This window comes from Intrasporangium calvum (assembly GCF_028446585.1).
In the GTDB taxonomy this organism is placed as follows: Bacteria; Actinomycetota; Actinomycetes; order Actinomycetales; family Dermatophilaceae; genus Intrasporangium; species Intrasporangium calvum_A.
Genome location: NZ_JAPFQL010000032.1, coordinates 12,252 through 31,838, shown reverse-complemented (window position 1 = coordinate 31,838; position 19,587 = coordinate 12,252). Strand labels below are relative to the sequence as shown.

Sequence of the window (19,587 nt, the reverse complement as noted above, 5' to 3'; positions counted from 1 at the left end):
GGCGTGTCCCGTCGGCGGGACACGCCACCATCTGCTCTCCGTGGTCGGACGCCTCGCGTAGGCTCCGGGCGTGACCTTCTGGCGGCGGTGGACGGACTACCGGCGAGCGCAGCGCGACCGGATGGCGCAGCTTCGTGCCCACCAGCACGACTCAGAGGCCGGGACCAGACCTGACGAGCACCCCGAGCCGCCGCCCGCATCCGGCACCGCTCCGGTTGACGCCTACGGCACCCTCCCCCTCGGCGGGGCCGATCCCGGGACGGCCGAAGCCGACGAGGTCCTCGGTCGGGCTCGGCGCGGCCGCGACTTCGGCAGCGCCGGCACCCCCTTCAACCGGCAGTCCCCCTTCTACGTCGGCTTCGTCGGCGCGATCGGCGTCCTGACCGCCTACGCCGTCGTCCAGGCGATCGGGCGGCTCGACACGACGATCACGCTGCTGCTCGTCTCGCTCTTCCTCACCCTGGCCCTCAACCCGCTCGTCGAAGGCCTCGTGCGGCAGGGCCTGCGCCGCGGCCTCGCCGTGACGATCGTCTTCCTCGGGCTGCTCGGCGTCTTCACCCTGCTCGGCATGGTCGTCGTGCCACCCGTCGCCTCCCAGGGCACCGAGCTCGCCGAAAACGCCCCCCGCATGCTCGACGACCTGCTGCGCAAACCGTGGGTCCAGGACGTCGACCACCGCTACCAGGTGGTCCAGCGGATCCAGGAGGAGATCAACCACCGGCTCGCTGACGGCAACCTGTGGGCCGGCATCTTCGGCGGGGTGCTCGACGCCGGCCGGATCATCGCGTCGGGCGTCTTCAGCATCCTGACGGTGCTCGTCCTGACGCTCTACTTCCTCGCCTCGCTCCCGTCAGTCAAACAGGCCGGCTACGCGCTCGTCCCTGCCAGCCGGCGGCCGCGGTTCATCTCCCTCGCCGAGGAGATCATGCGCCGGGTCGGCTCCTACGCCATCGGCCAGGTCGCGGTCGCGGCGACCAACGCCTTCTTCGCGTGGATCATGATGAGCCTGCTCGACCTCCAGTTCGCCGCGGTCCTGGCCGTCGCCGTGGGGCTGCTCGGGCTGATCCCGATGGTCGGCGCGACGCTCGGGGCGTCGGTCGTCGCGCTCGTCGCGTTCTTCGACGAGCCGAAGAAGGCCCTCATCGTCATCATCTACTTCGTCATCTACCAGCAGCTCGAGAACTACGCCGTCATGCCGCGCATCATGCAGCAGACGGTCGCGGTCCCGGGCGCGCTGACGGTGGTGGCCGCGCTCGCCGGGGGCACCCTGCTCGGCATCCTCGGTGCGCTGCTCGCAATCCCGTTCGCCGCGGGGGCGCTGCTGCTCTACGAGGAAGTCCTGGTCCCGAGACAGCTGCGCCACTAGCGGGCGCGGACTGAGGTCAGGGGTCGCCGGCGCCTTCGGAGAGAATGCGGCATGGCCGACCTGCGCACCCGCTTCCCCTGGACGACCACGATGCCGCTCGTCGCGTTGCTCGCGCTGGTGGCGACCTGGGGTCGCGACCTCAACGCCATGGCCTTCGTCCTCGTCGCGCTGCTCCTCGGTGCTGCGGTGCTCGCCGCCGTCCATCACGCGGAGGTGGTGGCCCACCGGGTCGGCGAGCCCTACGGCTCCATCGCGCTCGCCGTCGCCGTCACGATCATCGCGAGTCGTATGCCGCTGGGCTCGGCCGCGCTCCGCCGCTGCGGTGCGTGAGTGACTGGCTCAGCGGTAGGCGCTGCCGGAGGGCCGGGCATCCCGGCGCTGCCAGCAGCCGGTGTGCCAGTGTCGCCGGTCCCCGAGGCCACCGACCCCCTCGGCCGGCCAGACGACGACGTGCGGCACGCCGGGGGCGATGTCCTGCTGGCAGCCGGGACAGAGGTAGGCGCGCGTCGCGGTGGCACCGCTCACCGCTCGGACGGTCCAGCGGGTGCCGCGGTAGGTGTCCTCCCGCGTCGAACCGCCCTGGATCCGGACGACGTCCAGTGGCACGTGCGGGCGCGCGTGCTTGCTGGGGCGGCGGCGGGACGGCATACCCACCATTGTCCGCCACCAATCGAAAGAGCAGTTCACGACACCGCCGTGTCGCGAACTGCTCTTTCGATTGTGGGGAGGGTGTCGCGAACTGCTCTTTCGATCAGGCGTGGGTGCGGAAGCCGCGGCCCGTCTTGCGGCCGAGGTAGCCCGCCGTGACGAGGTGCTCGAGGAGCGGCGCCGGCGCATACCCGCGCTCCCGGAACTCCAGGTAGAGCTCGCGCTCGATCGCCAGGGACACGTCGAGCCCGACGACGTCCAGCAGCTCGAACGGGCCCATCGGCAGCGAGCAGCCGGTCTTCATGGCGGTGTCGATGTCGTCGGCCGTCGAGTAGTTCGCCTCGAGCATCTTCACCGCGTCGTTGAGGTAGGGGAAGAGCAGCGCGTTGACGATGAAGCCGGCGCGGTCTCCGCAGGTCACGGGGTGCTTGCCGACCTTGGTGCACACGTCCTGGACGGTCGCGACGACGTCCTCGGCCGTCGAGACGGTGTGGACGACCTCGACGAGCTTCATCACCTGGGCCGGGTTGAAGAAGTGCATCCCAATGACGTCCTGGGGACGCTTCGTCGCGGAGGCGCAGTCGATGACCGGCAGGGACGACGTCGTCGTGGCGAGGATGGCGCCCGGCTTGCAGATCTCGTCGAGGTTCTCGAAGAGGGCCTTCTTGACGCCGAGGTCCTCGACGACCGCCTCGACGACGATGTCGACGTCCGCGAGGTCGTCGAGCCGGGTGGTGCCGGCGATCCGGGCGAGAGCGGCGTCGCGCTCCTCCTCGGTCGTCTTGCCGCGCTGGACCGCCTTCTCGAGGCTGCGTGCGAGCGCCGAGCGGACCCCCTCGACCTTCGACTCGGCGCGGGCGACGTAGACCACGTCGTAGCCGGCCTTGGCGAAGACCTCGATGATGCCCGTCGCCATGGTGCCGGAGCCGACGACGCCGACGCGGGAGATCTGGCGCAGTGGGACCTCGTGATCGCCGTTGGGCTTGGGGGTCAGGTGGTCGTCGACGACCTGGGAGCTGCCGGGCGCGGCGTAGGTGTAGAACCCGCGGCCGGTCTTGCGGCCCTTGAGGCCGGCGCTGACCATCTGCTTGATGATCGGACTCGGCGCGTGGAGCCGGTCGCGGCCCTGCTTGTACATCGTGTCGAGGATCTCGTAGGCGGTGTCGAGCCCGATGAGGTCCATCAGCGCGAGCGGACCCATCGGGTAGCCGCACCCGAGCTTCATCGCGGCGTCGATGTCCTCGCGCGTGGCGTACTTGCTCTCGTACATCGACACGGCGTGGTTGAGGTAGCCGAAGAGCAGCGCGTTGGCGATGAACCCGGCCTTGTCGCCGACCACGACGGGCCGCTTGCCGAGCCGCTCGGCCAGGCCCTTGACCCGCTCGAAGATGTCGTCGGCAGTGACGACGGTCTTGATGACCTCGACGAACTGCATGACGGGGGCCGGGTTGAAGAAGTGCATGCCCACGACCCGCTTGGGGTTGCTCGTGGCCACGGCGATCTCGGTGACCGGCAGCGAGGAGGTGTTGGTCGCGAGGATCGCGTCGTCGGCGACGATCTGGTCGAGCTTCGCGAAGATCTCCTTCTTCAGCTCGAGCTTCTCGGGGACGGCCTCGATGACGAGCTGGCAGTCCTTGAGCTGGCCCATGTCGGAGGTGAACTGCACGCGCCCGATCAGCGCCGCCTCGTCCTCCGCGGACAGCTTGCCGCGCGCCACGGCGCGGCTGGTGGAGTTGGTGAGGTGCTCGCGCCCTCGCTCGACGGCGTCGTCGTCGACCTCGACCGCAACGACGTCGATGCCGTTGCGTGCGAAGACCTCGACGATGCCGGCACCCATGGTGCCGAGTCCGATCACGCCTACCTTGGTGAAGTCACGAGCCATGGGGGGCAGTCTTCCAGAGGCCGTATGCCGCTCAAACCCGTCCCCGGGGTGACGCTCCACACGCGCGGGGCCGGGTCCACGACCCGCTGGGTCGGCTCGCGGACGCATGCGGGTTAGGGTGTCCCGGTGCGTCTCGTGATCGCCCGCTGCAGCGTCGACTATGACGGGCGGCTCACCGCCCACCTGCCCCTCGCGACCCGTCTGCTCCTCGTCAAGGCGGACGGTTCCGTCCTCGTCCACAGTGACGGAGGGTCCTACAAGCCGCTCAACTGGATGTCGCCGCCGTGCACCATGGTCGAGCTCGCACCGGAGGACGGACAGGCGGACGAGGGGGTCGTCGCGGTCTGGCGGGTCCAGCACGCGAAGTCGGAGGACCGGCTCACGGTGCACATCCACGAGGTGCTGCACGATTCGGCCCACGAGCTCGGAGTGGACCCGGGGCTCGTCAAGGACGGCGTGGAGGCCCATCTGCAGAAGCTGCTCGCCGAGCACATCCACACGCTCGGCCACGGCTGGTCCCTCGTCCGCCGCGAGTACATGACCGCCATCGGCCCGGTCGACATCCTGGCCAAGGACCACGCGGGCACCAGCGTCGCGGTGGAGATCAAACGGCGCGGCGAGATCGACGGGGTCGAGCAGCTGACCCGCTATCTGGAGCTGATGAACCGGGACCCGCTCCTCGCCCCGGTCTCCGGGGTGTTCGCCGCCCAGGTCATCAAGCCGCAGGCCCGGACGCTGGCCGAGGACCGGGGCATTCGCTGTGTCGTGCTCGACTACGACGCGCTCCGGGGCATCGACGACGCCGAGTCACGCCTCTTCTGAGCCCCGCGAAGGAGCGGGTCGTCAGCGGAACTGCGCGACGACGGTGACGAGCACCGGCGCCACGAGGAGCGCCGGCAACAGATCTCCGACCGGGATGTGCCGGACGTTGAGCAGCCGGAACGCGATGCCGACGAGCAGCAGCCCACCGGTCGCTGTGAGGGCGGCGATGTGCGCCTCGGGCACGACCGCGCCGAGAGTGACCCCGAGCAGGGTGAGCCCACCCTGGACCACCGCGACGGAGAGCGCGGAGAGCAGGACGCCCACTCCGAACGTCGACGCGAAGGCGACCGCGGCGAAGAAGTCGAGCGCCGACTTGAGCACGAGCTGGTCGATCCCCCGGCCGAGCCCGTCCGAGAGCGAGCCGAGGATCGTCAGTGGGCCGACGCAGAACAGGAGGGAGGCGGTGAGCCAACCCTCGATGAACCGCTCCCGCTCGGCGTGGTCGTGCTCCCCCTTGGCACCGCGCCGCTGCACCCAGCCCTGCACGACGCCGGCGAGCGACTCGAGCCGTTCCTCGATCCGCAGGAGGGCGCCGGTGATGCCGCCGATCAGCAGGGCACCGAGGACGATGAGGACGGGCACGCCTGAGCCGACCGCATCGGCCAGCGCAGGTGAGGTGACGTCGAGGGCGGAGAGGACCGCGACGAGCAGGGTGACCAGGCCGAGGCAGTCGGTGACGACCCGGCGGACCCGCTCGGGCAGCCGGTTGCCCGCGAGCATCCCCAGCGTCGCCCCGAGGAGCACCGCAATGACGTTGACCACGGTGCCGAGCCCGGGGAAGCCTCCATCCATGCCGGTCAGCGTAGGGGGCCGCCCCAGAGCCGCGGCCGGGGGTCTCGGCTACACGTCCTCGTCGAGGCTGTGCACGCTCGTGCCGTCCGCGTCGACGAGCATGAGCACCGGCTCGGTCGCAGCTCCCCCACGCACGACGACGACGGTCTCGCCGCGATGCCGGTCGACGACCTCCTGGAAGGCGTCGGTCCCGTCGTCGAGGTCGCCGTGGCTGCTGTGGCACGGCACGCCGAGGTCCTCCGCCAAGGTCTCGACGGGACCGGTGTCGGGGACGTCGTCAGCGGCATACACCGCCTGGACGCGTTCGCGGTAGAGCTGGGAGGCGAGCCACTTGACGTCGCCCAGCCCGCGGGGGGTGACGATGACGAGGCGGGCCGCGCACTGGAGGTCGCTCATGAGCCGACTGTATGCCGACTCACGGGGACAGGCCCACGTGTACCCCGGAAACCCGCATCGAGCGCGAGCCGAGTCAGGCGCCGGCGGGCTCCAGGGCGGCCAGGCCGCGCGAGGACCGGATGACGCCGACGATCTCACCCATGATCTCGTTGAGCCCGAAGTCCTTGGGCGTGAAGACCATCGCGACCCCGGCCTCGCGCAGGCGCGCCGCGTCCGACTCGGGGATGATGCCGCCCACGATGACGGGGACGTCACCCGCGCCGGCCGCGCGCAACCCGGCGAGGACCTCGGGGACGAGCTCCATGTGGGACCCGGACAGGATGGAGATCCCCACGACGTGGACATCCTCGGCGACGGCGGCGGCGACGATCTGCTCGGGGGTCAGCCGGATGCCTTGGTAGATCACCTCGAAGCCGGCGTCGCGGGCCCGGACCGCGACCTGCTCGGCGCCGTTGCTGTGACCGTCGAGCCCCGGCTTGCCGACGAGGATCCGCAGCTTCTCGCCGAGCTCCTCTCCCGTGCGGGCGACGGCAGCGCGGACCGCCGCCAGGGGACCACCGCCGGCGCCGGCCTCCGCGGAGGCCACCCCGACGGAACCACTGACGCCGGTCGGGGCGCGGTACTCGCCGAACTGCTCGCGCAGCGCGCCGGCCCACTCCCCCGTCGTCAGCTCCGCGCGGGCGCACTCGAGCGAGGCGGCCATCAGGTTGACGCCCGAGGCCGCGTCGGCCTTGAGTCGCTCGAGGGCCGCGGCGGCACGGTCGCGACGGTCCGGGTCTGCATCACGCCGGTCCCGCCAGGCCTGCACGGCTTCGGCCGCTGCCTTCTCGACGGTCGGGTCGACCGTCTGGATCGCGGTGCCGAGGTCCGCCGTCAGGGGGTTGGGCTCGGTCGTCTCGAACCGGTTGAGGCCCACGATGACCTCCTCACCGGCCTCGATCCGGCGCCGACGCTCGGCATGCGAGGCGACGAGGGCGGACTTCATGTAGCCGGACTCCACGGCCGCCACCGCCCCGCCCATCTCCTCGATCCGTGCCATCTCCGCGCTCGCGCCCTCGACCAGCTCGGCCACCTTGCGCTCCACGACGACCGACCCGGTGAAGAGGTCGTCGTACTCCAGCAGGTCGGACTCGAAGGCGAGCACCTGCTGCATCCGCAGGCTCCACTGCTGGTCCCAGGGCCGCGGGAGACCCAGGGCCTCGTTCCACGCCGGCAGCTGGATGGCGCGGGCGCGGGCGTCCTTGGACAGCGTCACGGCGAGCATCTCGAGGATGATGCGCTGCACGTTGTTCTCGGGCTGCGCCTCCGTGAGGCCCAGGCTGTTGACCTGGACGCCGTAGCGGAAGCGGCGGGCCTTGGCGTCGGTCACGCCATAGCGCTCGGTGGTCAGCCGGTCCCAGAGCTCGACGAAGGCCCGCATCTTGCACATCTCCTCGACGAACCGCACACCGGCGTTGACGAAGAAGGAGATGCGGGCGACGACGTCCGCGAACTCGTCCTCGGGCACCTGCCCGGAGTCGCGCACCGCGTCGAGCACGGCGATCGCCGTCGACATCGAGTAGGCGATCTCCTGGACCGGCGTCGCGCCGGCCTCCTGCAGGTGGTAGCTGCAGATGTTGATCGGGTTCCACTTCGGGATCTCGCGCACCGTGTAGGCGATCATGTCGGTGATCAGTCGGAGCGACGGTCCGGGCGGGAAGACATAGGTCCCGCGCGAGAGGTACTCCTTGATGATGTCGTTCTGGGTGGTCCCCGCGAGCGCGTGGACCCACGCCTCCGGCGACTCGCCGGCCGCCTCGGCCTGACGTTCCGCCGCAACCTGGTAGAGCGAGAGCATCCACATCGCGGTGGCGTTGATCGTCATCGACGTGTTCATCTCTCGCAGCGGGATGTCACGGAAGAGCGCTTCCATGTCGCCGATGTGGCTGATCGGCACGCCCACCTTGCCGACCTCGCCCCGAGAGAGCACGTGGTCCGGGTCGTAGCCCGTCTGCGTCGGCAGGTCGAAGGCGACCGAGAGCCCGGTCTGGCCCTTGGCCAGGTTGCGTCGGTAGAGCTCGTTGCTCGCCGCGGCGCTGGAGTGCCCGGCGTAGGTCCGCATGACCCACGGGCGGTCGCGCGTCGGTCGGGCGGCCGGGTGCTGGGGGCTCTCGTCAGACATGGACCCGAAGGTACCCGCGGGTTTCGTCGACGGGGAGTCGCTCAGGCGGTGAGAGGCGCCACAGTGCCGGACACCGAACGGCCCGGCCCCGGCCGGGCGGCCAGGATGCGGTCGAGGCGGCACCCGCGCAGCAGCCGCGTCGTCCGCTCGCTCGGGTCGATGAGCAGCAGCTGTCGCTGAGCCCGCGTGGCGCGGCGGTGCAGGTGCAGGATGATGCCCAGTCCGGTCGCGTCGCCGATCTCGGCGTCGCGCAGGTGCAGGCGGAGCTCGCCCTCGCCGGTCGCGATCACGGCGTGGATCGCGTCGCGGATGTCGGGGACGGTGTGGACGTCGAGGCGTCCTTCGATGATGACGTCGTGGCCGTCGGGCCCGTCGAGCACTTGGACCGGCATCCGGGCCGGCTTCCGGCGGTGGGCATTCAGCGTCATCGTGACCCCTCTCAGCTGCTGCTGCCGTCACCCATCATGACGCTCCAGGCGCGGGAAACGTTGCCTGACCGAGTCAAAAATGGGTCAAGAAATACAGCCGGAGACCACGGAACCGTCAAGGGCCAGTCAAGTTCGCCGGTGAATCCCGCCATCTGGACTACTCGTACCAGTCCTCGTCCGGCTCGCGTGTGATGTCGGCGCCGAGCGAGCGCAGGGCCACCTCGAACCGTGGGTAGCCCCGGTCGATGTGATGGACCCCGCTGACGAGGGTGTAACCGTCGGCGACGAGCCCCGCGATGACCAGGGCCGCACCGGACCGGATGTCGCTGCTCTCGACCGGCGCCCCGGAGAGCGCCCGGACGCCGTGCGTCATCACGTGATGTCCGTCGACCTGCATGTCGGCCCCGAGGCGAGCCAGCTCCTGAACCGTCCGGAACCGCGCCTCGAAGAGGTTCTCGGTCACCATGGCGCTGCCCCGCGCCACGGCGTTGTAGGTCAGGGCGAACGGTTGCAGGTCGGTGGGGAACCCGGGGTAGGGCAGGGTCGCCACGTCGAAGGCCGCCGGCCGGTCGACGCCGCTCGGCACGGCGACCCGGAAGCCGCGCGGGGTCGCCTCGACGTGGCAGCCCGAGTCGGCGAGCGCCCTCAGCGGCACCCCCAGGTGCTCGGCCACGCCCCCGACGACCTCGATGTCACCGCAGGTCGTCGCCGCGGCGAAGGCCCACGTGCCGGCGGCGATGCGGTCGGGCACCACCCGGTGCTCCGTGGGCCGCAGCTCGTCGACCCCGTCGACCACGATGCGGCCCGTGCCCGCGCCGTCGATGCGGGCGCCCATCGACTCGAGCATCGCGGCGATGTCCATGATCTCCGGCTCGCGCGCGACGTTCTCGATGACGGTGCGGCCTCGCGCGAGCACCGCCGCCATGAGGATGTTCTCGGTGGCCCCGACGCTCGGGAAGTCGAGCCGGATCTCCGCTCCCCGCAGCCCCCGCGGGGCCGTGGCGACGAGGTAGCCGTGCGCGACGTGGACGTGCGCGCCCAGGGCCTCGAGCCCCGAGGCGTGCAGGTCGAGGCCGCGGGAGCCGATGGCGTCGCCCCCCGGCACGGCGACGTCGGCGTGGCCCGTCCTCGCCACGAGCGGTCCGAGCACCGAGATCGAGGCACGCAGCGCCCGCACGAGCTCGTAGTCCGCCCGGTGTCCGATGGTCTCCGGGACGTCGATGGCGACGAGCCCGGCCTCGGGGTCGTAGTCGACGATGACGCCGAGCCGGCGCAGCAGCTCGGCCATGATCCGCACGTCGACGATCGCCGGCATGTTCGTCAGCGTCGTCCGTCCGCGCGCCAGCAGCGCGACCGCCATGAGCTTGAGCGCGCTGTTCTTCGCGCCGACGACGGGAACCTCGCCCACCAGACGGGCACCGCCGACGACCCGGAACCGTTCTCGCACGTGGCGACCCTACCCATAGGGCCGACCCCTGGGGCGGTCCGGTCCGGCCCAGTGAGAGAGTGCTCCCATGGTCAACCTGACGAAGATCTACACCCGCACCGGCGACGACGGGACGACGAGTCTGGGCGACTTCTCGCGGACCAGCAAGAACGACGCCCGCCTGCACGCGTACGCCGACAGCAACGAGGCGAACGCCGCGATCGGCATCGCCATCGCCTGCGGCGACCTCGGGGACGAGGTCAAGGCGACCTTGCTGCGGATCCAGAACGAGATGTTCGATGTCGGCGCGGACCTGGCCACGCCACTGCAGGAGACCTACGAGTACCCACCCCTGCGGGTGGACCAGCCGTGGATCGACGACCTCGAGCGGGACTGCGACCACTACCTCGAGCGTCTCGAGAAGCTGCGCTCCTTCATCCTTCCCGGTGGGACGCCCGGCTCGGCGCACCTGCACCTCGCGACGACGATCGTGCGCCGCGCGGAGCGGGCGGCTTGGGCTGCGGTCGACGTGCACGGTGACCAGCCCGGCTCGGGGCGGGGACAGGGCGGCGTCAACGTCCTGACCGCGAAGTACCTCAACCGACTCTCGGACCTGCTCTTCATCCTCGCCCGGGTGGCCAACCTCCCCATCGGTGGCGACGTCCTGTGGCAGCCGGGCGGCGGCCGGGTCGAGAAGCCCGAGAAGAGGAAGGCCTGACCGCCGTCAGGCCACGTTGACGTTGTAGCCGGGCGGCGCGGCCTCCTGCCAGGAGCGGACCGCCGTGTAGTCCGGCCCCTGCAGGGCCAGCTCGAAGGTCTCGACCCGGTCCGTGCAGGAGACGCCGTAGGCGTCGGGCAGCAGCGCCAGTGCGTCGTCGGGGGCCAGCAGGCGCGGCGCCTCGAGCAGCAGCGCCTGGCGCTGCCAACGGCGCTTGGGGCGCAGCGAAACGCCCCCGAGCGTGTACCACTCGAGGGCGTTGTCGGCCAGGCGCATGAGTCCGAGGTGCCAGCGGTCGCTACCACCGGCACGGAAACCGCAGAGCGTCAGCGGTTGTCCCTTGGCGATGTAGCGCCGACGCAGGTAGGTCGCGGCGAGCACGAGGAGCGCGGCGACCAGGAGCGTGCCGATCGCGATCTCGGTGGACACGAGAGCGGACGGCACGGTGCGGACCTCAGTTCGTGCTGGTCTGCATCGACGAGGCGTCGACGTGCTCGGCGACGATGGTGACGACGTCGGAGTCGACGGAGAGGAAGCCGCCGTCCACCGTCACGGTCGAACGGGTGCCGTCCACGGCCTCGATGCTGACGTCGCCCTCGACGAGAACGCCGAGCAGGGGGGTGTGGCCGGGCAGGATGCCCAGCTCGCCGGCAATCGACCGAGCGCGGACGAACTTGGCCTCGCCCTCCCAGACCTTGCGGTCGGCGGCGACCATCTCAACCTTGAGTGAACTCACGTGTTCCTCCGGATCGTGGGGTGTGCTCAGCAGTTTAGTGCCTCTGAGAGGATGCTCCGTACGCGATGCCGCAGCCCGGTGAGCGCACCGACGTCGCCTCCGACCCGGGGCGCGCGGGGCGGCCTCGCGTCGTCACAGAAATCCCTCCAACACCACTCCAAGGAGTCCTCACGTGAGTACTGCTGTGTCCGACGCCCTCCTCGACGAGACCCGCCGCCCTGCGGCCGTGTCCGCCCTGACCCAGGTCATCGACGCCGAGGTCGCCGACAAGTCGGGCATCGGCGGGGCCGCCGTCAAGGCCGGCTACGCCGCCGCCAAGAAGCTCGGCGGTGACTTCGTGCCGAGCGCGACCGACCGCCTCCTCCCCCAGTTCGCCGCGGCGCTCGACCCGCTGTGGGCGAGCAAGGGCGACACGCCGTTCGCAGCGCACCTCCAGGCGCGCTCCGACGAGGCGGCCGACGCGCTGCTCTCCGTCACCGACGCCAAGGCAGAGGCGACCTCGCACACCGCCGCCAAGAAGGTCTACAGCGCGATGCGGGGCAAGGCCAAGGAGCAGGTCGTCGCCGCGCTGCCGCGCCTCGGGGCCGCGGTCGAGCAGCTCGTCCAGGGCTGACCCACCGCACCACGGCGGCCGTATGCCGCTGAGCTCCTTCCGCGGGAGGGCTGGCTCCCAGCCCTCCCGCCCGCTTCACCCGCAACACGCCCGCCAGTGATCAACGTGCTCCTGCTGCAGCAGGGGTCAGCCGATCACTGGCGGGCGTGTTGCGTCGGGGCAGGATCGCGGGGCCGAGCCGGCGCACGGGACTCAGCCCAACGGCATACGGGATGGTCAGTCGGGAGGAGGCTGCGACTGCTCGTCAGCGCGGTCCCCCGGCACGCGCGGCAGCTCGGGACGGAAGCGGTCGCCGAGGTCCTCGATCGCCGTCCTGGCGAAGACCTGCTGCTGCGTGACGACGCGCTCGGCCCGGCCGCGGCCGACGAAGCTGATCGCCCAGTGGAGCAGCGTCGTGATCCGGTGCTTGAACCCGATGATGTAGAGCAGGTGGATGCCGAGCCAGAGCAGCCAGGCGAAGAAGCCGCTGAACCGGGCCTTGCCGATCGAGGCCACCGCGGAGAATCGCGAGATCGTCGCCATCGACCCCTTGTCGACATAGCGGAACGACCTCTGGGGCGCCTCGCCGGCGAGGCGCCGCACGATCTGGTCCGCCGCGTAGCGACCGCCCTGGATCGCCACCTGCGCGACTCCGGGCAGGCTGTCCAGCGCCATCATGTCGCCCACCACGAAGATCTCCGGGTGGTCCGGCAGCGTGAGGTCCGGCAGCACCTCGACTCGCCCGGCGCGGTCGAGCCCCGCACCGGTCTGCTCGGCAAGGTGCGCGGCCAGTGGCGACGCGCTGACGCCCGCCGCCCAGACCTTGCACACCGACTCGATCCGTTCGCGCGTGCCGTCGGTGTGCTCGATGTCGATGCCGGTCAGGTCGACGTCGACGACCTTGGCGCCGAGGCGCACCTCGACTCCCATCCGCTCGAGCCGGCGGCGGGCCCGGCCCCCGAGCTTCTCGCCGAACGAGCCGAGGATCTGCGGCGCCGCGTCGAGCAGGATGATCCGGGCATCCCGGGGGTCGATCCGCCGGAAGTCGCGGCTCAGGGTCCGGTGCGCCAGCTCGGCGATCTGCCCCGCCATCTCCACGCCGGTGGGTCCGGCACCGACGACGACAAAAGTCATCAGCCGCTCGATCTCGGCCGGCGTCGAGGCGAGCTCGGCCAGCTCGAAGGAGCCAAAGATCCGTCCCCGCAGCTCGAGGGCGTCGTCGATCGACTTCATCCCGGGTGCGTGCCGGGCGAACTGGTCGTTGCCGAAGTACGACTGGCCGGCACCGGCAGCGACGACGAGCGAGTCGTACGGCGTCACCGTCTCACGGCCGACGTACTCGTGGGTGACGGTCCGGGCCTTCACGTCGATGCGGGTCACCTCGCCGAGCAGCACCCGGGCGTTGCGCTGCCTCGCCAGGACCTCGCGCGTGGACGGAGCGATCTCGCCCTCCGAGAGGATGCCGGTCGCGACCTGGTAGAGCAGCGGCTGGAACAGATGGTGCGTCGTGCGCGCGATCAGGGTCACGTCCACAGCGGCCCGCTTGAGCCGCTGGGTCGCGAAGAGCCCGCCGAAGCCGGACCCGATGACGACCACGCGATGACGCCGGCTGCTGTCCTTCGTGCTCATGACACTCCTGACTCTCATGCTCTGATCCTTGCCCGGTCCGGGCCGCGCGTACCTCGCCCGCGGGTCGCGGCGGCCTCATCCCCGCGACGGAGAGCCCCCGGAGAACGGCTCAGCGCCGGTCTCCCGAGGGGGGACCGGCGCTGGCCAGATGTGCACTGCTCGTGCGAGGGGGAACCTCAGAGGTTCTTCTGGATCTCCGCCCACTGGCGCTCGACGTCGTCGAGGCCACCACACATGAAGAAGGCCTGCTCGGCGACGTGGTCGTACTCGCCGTCGGCGATCTTCGTGAACGCCTCGATGGTGTCGACCAGCGGCACGGTCGAGCCCTCGATGCCGGTGAACTGCTTGGCAACGTAGGTGTTCTGCGAGAGGAAGCGCTGGATCCGGCGAGCCCGGTTGACGAGGATCTTGTCCTCTTCGGAGAGCTCGTCGACACCGAGGATCGCGATGATGTCCTGCAGCTCCTTGTTGCGCTGGAGGATCGACCGGATCCGCACCGCGGTGCTGTAGTGCTCGGCCGACACGTAGCGCGGGTCGAGGATCCGCGACGTCGAGGTCAGCGGGTCCACGGCCGGGTAGATACCCATGGATGCGATGTCACGCGAGAGCTCGGTCGTCGCGTCGAGGTGCGCGAACGTCGTGGCCGGGGCCGGGTCGGTGTAGTCGTCGGCCGGCACGTAGATCGCCTGCATCGACGTGATCGAGTGACCACGCGTCGAGGTGATGCGCTCCTGGAGCACGCCCATCTCGTCCGCGAGGGTGGGCTGGTAGCCCACGGCGGACGGCATGCGGCCGAGGAGGGTGGAGACCTCGGAGCCGGCCTGCGTGAACCGGAAGATGTTGTCGATGAAGAGGAGCACGTCCTGCTTCTGGACGTCGCGGAAGTACTCCGCCATCGTCAGGGCCGACAGGGCGACGCGCAGGCGGGTGCCCGGCGGCTCGTCCATCTGGCCGAAGACGAGCGAGGTCTGACCGAGGACGCCGGCCTCCTCCATCTCGACCATGAGGTCGTTGCCCTCACGGGTGCGCTCACCGACACCGGCGAACACCGACACACCACCGTGGTCGCGGGCGACACGGGCGATCATCTCCTGGATGAGCACCGTCTTGCCGACACCGGCACCACCGAAGAGGCCGATCTTGCCACCCTGGACGTACGGGGTGAGCAGGTCGATGACCTTGATGCCCGTCTCGAACATCTGGGTCTTGGACTCGAGCTGGTCGAAGGCCGGGGCCTTGCGGTGGATCCCCCAGCGCTCGGTGACCTCGAGCTTCTCGCCCTCTTCGAGGTTGAGGCAGTCACCGGTCGCGTTGAAGACCTTGCCGAGCGTGACGTTGCCGACCGGCACGCTGATCGGGCCGCCGGTGTCCTGAACGGCCGTGCCGCGGACCAGGCCGTCGGTCGGCTGGAGCGAGATGGCCCGGACCATGTTGTCGCCGATGTGCTGGGCGACCTCGAGGTTGAGCTTCTTCGTCTCGCCCGAGAGGGTCACCTCGGTCGTGAGCAGGTTGTACTGCTCGGGCATCGCGTCGTTGGGGAACTCGACGTCGACGACCGGGCCGATGATGCGAGAGATGCGTCCGACGCCGCCCGCACTGGGCCCCTGACCGGCCGCCCCCACGTTGTCACTGACAGTTGCAGTCATGGTGGATCTTCCTTATTACCTAGTACGGGTTACTTCTTCGTCGCGTCGGCGAGGGCGTTGGCGCCGCCCACGATTTCGCTGATCTCTTGCGTGATGCCGGCCTGGCGAGCCTGGTTGGCCAGCCGCTGGTACTTCTTGATGAGCTCGGAGGCGTTGTCCGTCGCGGACTTCATCGCGCGCTGGCGGGCGGCGAGCTCCGAGGCCGCCGAGCTGAGCAGGCAGGTGAAGATCCGGTTGCGGACGTACTTCGGCAGGAGCAGGTCGAGGACCTGGTCGGCGCTCGGCTCGAACTCGTACTGCGGGACGAGCTGGCCCTCCTGGTACTCCGTCACGGAGAAGTCGAGGCCCGTGTCGCTCTCGGCCTCCTCGGCCTCGACGACCTCGAGGGGCAGCAGGCGCAGGACGTGCGGGTCCTGGCGCACCATCGAGCGGAAGCGGGTGTAGACGATGTGGATCTCGTCGTTGCCGCCCTCTTCCGTGTCCTTGAGGAAGTCAGCCGTGATCCGGTCGGCGATCTCACTGGCGTGCTCGAACCGGGGCGCGTCGGTGAACCCGCTCCACTCGGCGGCGTAGGAGCGCTTGCGGAACTTGTAGTAGGCGACGGCCTTGCGACCGACGAGGTAGGGCACGACCTCCTTGCCCTCGCTCTGCAGGCGGGCGACCAGCTCGGCCGCCTCCTTGAGCGCCGAAGCCGCGTAGGAGCCGGCGAGGCCACGGTCGGACGTGATGATGACGACGCCGGCGCGCTGCACCGTCTCCTTCGCCGTCGTCAGCGGGTGGTCCTCGTTGGTGTGGCTCGCCACTGCGGAGACTGCGCGCGTCAGTGCGGTCGTGTAGGGCATCGCCTCGACGGCCCGCTGCCGGGCCTTGACGACGCGTGCGGCCGCGATCAGCTCCATCGCGTTGGTGATCTTCTTGATGGAGTTGACGGACTTGATGCGCTGGCGGTAGATCCGCATCTGCGCTCCCATGTGCTCCGCCTCTCTTGGTCTCGTGAGCGTGGACGTTCAGTTCGTGGGGCCGTCAGGCCCAGGTTCTGCGGTATGCCGCTGGGCTGGCTTCTCGTGCAGGCCATCCCGCCCGGCCCGTCCCCGAGCGCCCGGCGGGCGGGCACTCGGGGCAGCGGGCCAGCGGCCAGGGGTGCTACTTGGACTTGACGATCTGGGCCTGGGTGATCTCGTCGGACTCGAGCTCGTCGAACTCCTCGTGCCCGGCCTCGAGGCCCTCACGGCCGGTGCCCTTGAACGTGAACTTCACATCGTCGAAGACCTTCGCCAGGGCGGCCTCGGTGTCCTCGTCGAGCTTGAGGGTCTCGCGGATCGTCTGGAGGATCGCTCCGTCACGGCGCAGCGTGTCGAGCAGCTCGGCCTCGAACGTGCGGACGTCCTCGACGGCGATGTCGTCGAGCCGGCCCGTCGTGCCGGCCCAGATCGAGACGACCTGCTCCTCGACGGGGTACGGCGAGGACTGCGGCTGCTTGAGCAGCTCGACGAGTCGCGCACCGCGGGCGAGCTGGGCCCGCGACGCCGGGTCGAGGTCGGAGGCGAACATGGCGAACGCCTCCATCGCACGGAACTGCGCGAGGTCGAGCTTGAGGCGGCCGGCGACCGACTTCATCGCCTTGATCTGAGCCGCACCACCGACTCGGGACACGGACACACCCACGTCGATCGCCGGACGGACGTTGGCGTTGAACAGGTCGGCCTGGAGGTAGATCTGGCCGTCCGTGATCGAGATGACGTTGGTCGGGATGTACGCAGAGACGTCACCGGCCTTCGTCTCGATGATCGGCAGACCGGTCATGGAGCCCGCACCGAGGTCGTCGGAGAGCTTCGCGCAGCGCTCGAGCAACCGCGAGTGCAGGTAGAAGACGTCACCCGGGTAGGCCTCGCGGCCCGGCGGGCGGCGCAGCAGCAGCGACACGGCGCGGTAGGCCTCGGCCTGCTTGGACAGGTCATCGAAGACGATGAGGACGTGCTTGCCCTGGTACATCCAGTGCTGGCCGATGGCCGAGCCGGTGTAGGGCGCGAGGTACTTGAAGCCGGCCGAGTCGGACGCGGGGGCCGCGACGATCGTCGTGTACTCGAGGGCGCCGGCCTCCTCCAGGGTGGCCCGGACCGACGCGATGGTCGAGCCCTTCTGGCCGATGCCGACGTAGATGCAGCGGACCTGCTGATCCGGGTCGCCGGACTCCCAGTTGCGCTTCTGGTTGATGATCGTGTCGATCGCGACCGTCGTCTTGCCGGTCTGGCGGTCGCCGATGATGAGCTGGCGCTGGCCACGCCCGATCGGGGTCATCGCGTCGATCGACTTGATGCCGGTCTGCAGCGGCTCGTGCACCGACTTGCGCTGGACCACCGTGGGGGCCTGCAGCTCGAGGGCGCGGCGCTGCTCGGACTTGATCTCGCCGAGCCCGTCGATGGGCGTGCCGAGCGGGTCGATGACGCGACCGAGGAAGTCGTCGCCGACGGGGACGGACAGGACCTCACCCGTCCGCTTGACCGTCTGGCCCTCCTCGATGCCGGCGAAGTCACCGAGGATGACGACACCGATGTCGTGGACGTCGAGGTTGAGCGCGAGGCCCAGGGTCCCGTCCTCGAACTGCAGCAGCTCGTTGGTCATGGCCGAGGGCAGACCCTCGACGTGAGCAATACCGTCACCGGCGTCGGTGACGCGGCCGACCTCTTCGCGGGAGGCCGCGCCGGGCTCGTAGGACTGGACGAACGAGTCCAGCGCTTCCCGGATCTCCTCCGGACGGATCGAAAGCTCCGTCATGTCAGATCTTCTCCTCGTTTCGACCCGCACTCCGCGAGTCGGTGGTGTTCCAAAGCTGGGTGTTTTCGGTGGCTCTCACGCTCGGTTGGCCGGCGCGCCTGCGCACGTGCTGGTTATGCGCCCATCGCGCGGCGGGCCGCGTCGAGCTTGCGCATGATGGTGCCGTCGATGACCTCGTCGCCGATCTCGACCTTGACCCCGCCGAGGACCCGAGGGTCGACGACGGTGTTGAGGTGGACCTTGCCACCGTAGATCGAGGACAGCCCCGCGGCCAGACGGGCGCGGTCGTCGTCGGTGAGCGGCACCGCGGAGATGACCGTCGCCGTCTGCTGCTCGCGTCGGGCTGAAGCCGTCTCGAGGAAGCCGGCGACCGTGCGGTCGAAGCGCCGGCCCCGGGGGGCGACGACGGCCTGGCGAGCCAGGGCGAGCGTCTCGTCCGCAGCCTTCCCCTCGAGCAGGGACGTGACGAGAGTGGCGCGACGCTCCGCGGCCACCGTCTGGTCGCCGAGCGCCCCGCGCAGCTGCTCGTTGGCAGCGACGATGCGCTCGAAGTGGAAGAGCTCGTCCTCCACCTGGTCCGCCCGGTCTGCCGTCTCGGCCGAGGCGATGATCGTCTCGACGCCGTAGGACTCCAGGGTGTCGGACAGGTCGCGCTCCGTGCTCCAGCGCTGCCCGACGACACCCTTGAGCACGACGAGCGTCTCCGCGCTCACCTTGCCCGCGAAGAGCTTCTCGGCCAAGGCGGCCTTGTCCGCTCCCTCACGCGACGGATCGGCGAGGGCCCGGCGCAGGGTGGCGTTGCCATCCAGGGCGCCGACGACGGCGAAGAGCTCCTCGGCCAACCGCGAACGGTCAGCCGTGGCCGCGAGTGCACCCGTGAACGCCTCGCGGCTCCCGGCCGCAGCTGCGCGTGAGGATCCCTGCATCAGGCGTCCTCACCCTTGCTGCCGACCTTCTCGCGGACCACGTCACCCGACTCGAGCTCGGCGAGGAAGCGCTCGACGATGCCCTTCTGGCGGGTCTCCTCGTGCAGCGACTCGCCGACGATGCGGCTCGCGAGGTCGGTGGACATGCGGCCGACGTCGCTGCGCAGCGAGACGATCGCCTGCTGGCGCTCCGCCTCGATCTGCTTGTGGGCGATGTCGGTGAGGCGCGCCGCCTCGGACGCGGCCTGCTCGCGCATCTCGGCGATGATCTGCGCACCCTGGGCCTTGGCGTCCTCACGGATTCGCGACGCCTCGGCGCGCGCCTCGGTCAGCTGGGCCTGGTACTGCTCGAGAGCAGCCTGGGCCTGCGCCTGGGCCTCCTCGGCCTTGTGGATGCCGCCCTGGATGGCCTCGGTGCGCTCGGCATAGGCCTTCTCGAGGTTCGGGACGACCTTCGACTGCACCACCCAGTAGATGATGGCGAAGGCGATGAGGCCGAAGACCAGCTCGGGAAGGTAAGGGAGGATCGGCAGGGTTGCCGAGGGCTCCTCTTGACCCGGCATCAGAGCCGGGAGAATGGCATTGAGCTGCACGGATACTCCTTGTGCCTAGTGCTGCGAACGGTGCGTGACGAGCCGGAGCGG

20 protein-coding genes are annotated in these 19,587 nt (G+C 70.1%); 5 read left to right on the top strand and 15 right to left on the bottom strand.

Annotated features, from left to right (window positions below; all coding sequences use genetic code 11):
* The first annotated feature begins 70 nt into the window (after window positions 1–70).
* Window positions 71–1,366, top strand: a complete 1,296-nt coding sequence (locus OO014_RS08960; RefSeq protein WP_272461959.1) for an AI-2E family transporter — start codon at window positions 71–73, stop codon at window positions 1,364–1,366.
* 51 nt (window positions 1,367–1,417) lie between these two features.
* A complete protein-coding gene (locus OO014_RS08955; protein WP_272461958.1) occupies window positions 1,418–1,696 on the top strand; it encodes a hypothetical protein in 279 nt (92 codons plus the stop codon).
* 9 nt (window positions 1,697–1,705) lie between these two features.
* Here OO014_RS08955 and OO014_RS08950 read toward each other — a convergent pair whose 3' ends face one another.
* Window positions 1,706–2,014 (bottom strand): hypothetical protein, encoded by a 309-nt coding sequence (locus OO014_RS08950; RefSeq protein WP_272461957.1) that lies wholly within the window; start codon window positions 2,012–2,014, stop codon window positions 1,706–1,708.
* Window positions 2,015–2,117: 103 nt separating this feature from the next.
* Window positions 2,118–3,896, bottom strand: a complete 1,779-nt coding sequence (locus tag OO014_RS08945; RefSeq protein WP_272461956.1) for a 3-hydroxyacyl-CoA dehydrogenase family protein — start codon at window positions 3,894–3,896, stop codon at window positions 2,118–2,120.
* A gap of 126 nt (window positions 3,897–4,022) precedes the next feature.
* Between OO014_RS08945 and nucS the strand changes: the two genes are divergently transcribed.
* The gene (nucS, locus tag OO014_RS08940; RefSeq protein ID WP_272461955.1) at window positions 4,023–4,718 is read left to right on the top strand and encodes an endonuclease NucS; all 696 of its coding nucleotides are present in this window, start codon (window positions 4,023–4,025) and stop codon (window positions 4,716–4,718) included.
* Window positions 4,719–4,739: 21 nt separating this feature from the next.
* Here nucS and OO014_RS08935 read toward each other — a convergent pair whose 3' ends face one another.
* The 5 genes from OO014_RS08935 to murA all read right to left on the bottom strand — a co-directional run bounded on the left by OO014_RS08935 (window position 4,740) and on the right by murA (window position 9,942).
* On the bottom strand, window positions 4,740–5,510 hold the full coding sequence (locus OO014_RS08935) for a DUF554 domain-containing protein (RefSeq protein ID WP_272461954.1): 771 nt from the start codon (window positions 5,508–5,510) through the stop codon (window positions 4,740–4,742).
* 48 nt (window positions 5,511–5,558) lie between these two features.
* On the bottom strand, window positions 5,559–5,906 hold the full coding sequence (locus OO014_RS08930) for a hypothetical protein (protein WP_272461953.1): 348 nt from the start codon (window positions 5,904–5,906) through the stop codon (window positions 5,559–5,561).
* A 73-nt stretch (window positions 5,907–5,979) separates the two neighbouring features.
* Window positions 5,980–8,067, bottom strand: coding sequence for a protein meaA (locus OO014_RS08925; protein WP_272461952.1), 2,088 nt, complete (start codon window positions 8,065–8,067; stop codon window positions 5,980–5,982).
* Between the two features lie 41 nt (window positions 8,068–8,108).
* The gene (locus tag OO014_RS08920) at window positions 8,109–8,495 is read right to left on the bottom strand and encodes an STAS domain-containing protein (RefSeq protein ID WP_272461951.1); all 387 of its coding nucleotides are present in this window, start codon (window positions 8,493–8,495) and stop codon (window positions 8,109–8,111) included.
* A 157-nt stretch (window positions 8,496–8,652) separates the two neighbouring features.
* Window positions 8,653–9,942, bottom strand: coding sequence for a UDP-N-acetylglucosamine 1-carboxyvinyltransferase (gene murA / locus OO014_RS08915; protein ID WP_272461950.1), 1,290 nt, complete (start codon window positions 9,940–9,942; stop codon window positions 8,653–8,655).
* Window positions 9,943–10,009: 67 nt separating this feature from the next.
* On the opposite strand from murA, the gene OO014_RS08910 reads away from it, so the two are divergent.
* A complete protein-coding gene (locus tag OO014_RS08910) occupies window positions 10,010–10,639 on the top strand; it encodes a cob(I)yrinic acid a,c-diamide adenosyltransferase (RefSeq protein WP_272461949.1) in 630 nt (209 codons plus the stop codon).
* 6 nt (window positions 10,640–10,645) lie between these two features.
* Here the strand turns inward: OO014_RS08910 and OO014_RS08905 are convergent, their stop codons facing one another.
* Together OO014_RS08905 and OO014_RS08900 are read right to left on the bottom strand one after the other, a co-directional pair.
* Window positions 10,646–11,083, bottom strand: a complete 438-nt coding sequence (locus OO014_RS08905) for a DUF2550 domain-containing protein (protein ID WP_272461948.1) — start codon at window positions 11,081–11,083, stop codon at window positions 10,646–10,648.
* 10 nt (window positions 11,084–11,093) lie between these two features.
* Window positions 11,094–11,375 carry a F0F1 ATP synthase subunit epsilon gene (locus tag OO014_RS08900; protein WP_272461947.1) on the bottom strand — a complete coding sequence of 94 codons (282 nt, stop codon included), beginning with the start codon at window positions 11,373–11,375 and terminating at the stop codon, window positions 11,094–11,096.
* Between the two features lie 172 nt (window positions 11,376–11,547).
* Between OO014_RS08900 and OO014_RS08895 the strand changes: the two genes are divergently transcribed.
* Window positions 11,548–11,988: a DUF6918 family protein gene (locus OO014_RS08895; protein WP_272461946.1), complete on the top strand. Its 441-nt coding sequence runs from the start codon at window positions 11,548–11,550 to the stop codon at window positions 11,986–11,988.
* A 216-nt stretch (window positions 11,989–12,204) separates the two neighbouring features.
* On the opposite strand, the gene OO014_RS08890 is transcribed toward OO014_RS08895, so the two are convergent.
* The 6 genes from OO014_RS08890 to OO014_RS08865 form a co-directional block, all read right to left on the bottom strand.
* Window positions 12,205–13,596 (bottom strand): NAD(P)/FAD-dependent oxidoreductase, encoded by a 1,392-nt coding sequence (locus OO014_RS08890; protein WP_272461945.1) that lies wholly within the window; start codon window positions 13,594–13,596, stop codon window positions 12,205–12,207.
* A gap of 176 nt (window positions 13,597–13,772) precedes the next feature.
* Complete coding sequence (atpD, locus tag OO014_RS08885; protein ID WP_272461944.1) at window positions 13,773–15,242, bottom strand: F0F1 ATP synthase subunit beta; 1,470 nt, start codon at window positions 15,240–15,242, stop codon at window positions 13,773–13,775.
* A 29-nt stretch (window positions 15,243–15,271) separates the two neighbouring features.
* On the bottom strand, window positions 15,272–16,213 hold the full coding sequence (locus tag OO014_RS08880) for a F0F1 ATP synthase subunit gamma (protein WP_272461943.1): 942 nt from the start codon (window positions 16,211–16,213) through the stop codon (window positions 15,272–15,274).
* 172 nt (window positions 16,214–16,385) lie between these two features.
* Window positions 16,386–18,017: a F0F1 ATP synthase subunit alpha gene (atpA, locus tag OO014_RS08875; RefSeq protein ID WP_272461942.1), complete on the bottom strand. Its 1,632-nt coding sequence runs from the start codon at window positions 18,015–18,017 to the stop codon at window positions 16,386–16,388.
* A 113-nt stretch (window positions 18,018–18,130) separates the two neighbouring features.
* On the bottom strand, window positions 18,131–18,943 hold the full coding sequence (locus OO014_RS08870; protein ID WP_272461941.1) for a F0F1 ATP synthase subunit delta: 813 nt from the start codon (window positions 18,941–18,943) through the stop codon (window positions 18,131–18,133).
* Window positions 18,943–19,536: a F0F1 ATP synthase subunit B gene (locus OO014_RS08865; protein WP_420485492.1), complete on the bottom strand. Its 594-nt coding sequence runs from the start codon at window positions 19,534–19,536 to the stop codon at window positions 18,943–18,945. The genes OO014_RS08870 and OO014_RS08865 overlap by 1 nt, the downstream gene beginning before the upstream one ends.
* Window positions 19,537–19,587 lie beyond the last annotated feature (51 nt).

What these genes read in the sequence shown, in the direction of transcription:
- OO014_RS08955 (WP_272461958.1), top strand. Translation starts at nt 1,418, where the DNA reads ATGGCCGACCTGCGCACCCGCTTCCCCTGGACGACCACGATGCCGCTC.
- OO014_RS08950 (WP_272461957.1), bottom strand. Translation starts at nt 2,014, where the DNA reads ATGCCGTCCCGCCGCCGCCCCAGCAAGCACGCGCGCCCGCACGTGCCA.
- OO014_RS08945 (WP_272461956.1), bottom strand. Translation starts at nt 3,896, where the DNA reads ATGGCTCGTGACTTCACCAAGGTAGGCGTGATCGGACTCGGCACCATG.
- OO014_RS08935 (WP_272461954.1), bottom strand. Translation starts at nt 5,510, where the DNA reads ATGGATGGAGGCTTCCCCGGGCTCGGCACCGTGGTCAACGTCATTGCG.
- OO014_RS08930 (WP_272461953.1), bottom strand. Translation starts at nt 5,906, where the DNA reads ATGAGCGACCTCCAGTGCGCGGCCCGCCTCGTCATCGTCACCCCCCGC.
- OO014_RS08925 (WP_272461952.1), bottom strand. Translation starts at nt 8,067, where the DNA reads ATGTCTGACGAGAGCCCCCAGCACCCGGCCGCCCGACCGACGCGCGAC.
- OO014_RS08920 (WP_272461951.1), bottom strand. Translation starts at nt 8,495, where the DNA reads ATGACGCTGAATGCCCACCGCCGGAAGCCGGCCCGGATGCCGGTCCAA.
- OO014_RS08910 (WP_272461949.1), top strand. Translation starts at nt 10,010, where the DNA reads ATGGTCAACCTGACGAAGATCTACACCCGCACCGGCGACGACGGGACG.
- OO014_RS08890 (WP_272461945.1), bottom strand. Translation starts at nt 13,596, where the DNA reads ATGAGCACGAAGGACAGCAGCCGGCGTCATCGCGTGGTCGTCATCGGG.
- atpD (WP_272461944.1), bottom strand. Translation starts at nt 15,242, where the DNA reads ATGACTGCAACTGTCAGTGACAACGTGGGGGCGGCCGGTCAGGGGCCC.
- OO014_RS08880 (WP_272461943.1), bottom strand. Translation starts at nt 16,213, where the DNA reads ATGGGAGCGCAGATGCGGATCTACCGCCAGCGCATCAAGTCCGTCAAC.
- atpA (WP_272461942.1), bottom strand. Translation starts at nt 18,017, where the DNA reads ATGACGGAGCTTTCGATCCGTCCGGAGGAGATCCGGGAAGCGCTGGAC.
- OO014_RS08870 (WP_272461941.1), bottom strand. Translation starts at nt 18,943, where the DNA reads ATGCAGGGATCCTCACGCGCAGCTGCGGCCGGGAGCCGCGAGGCGTTC.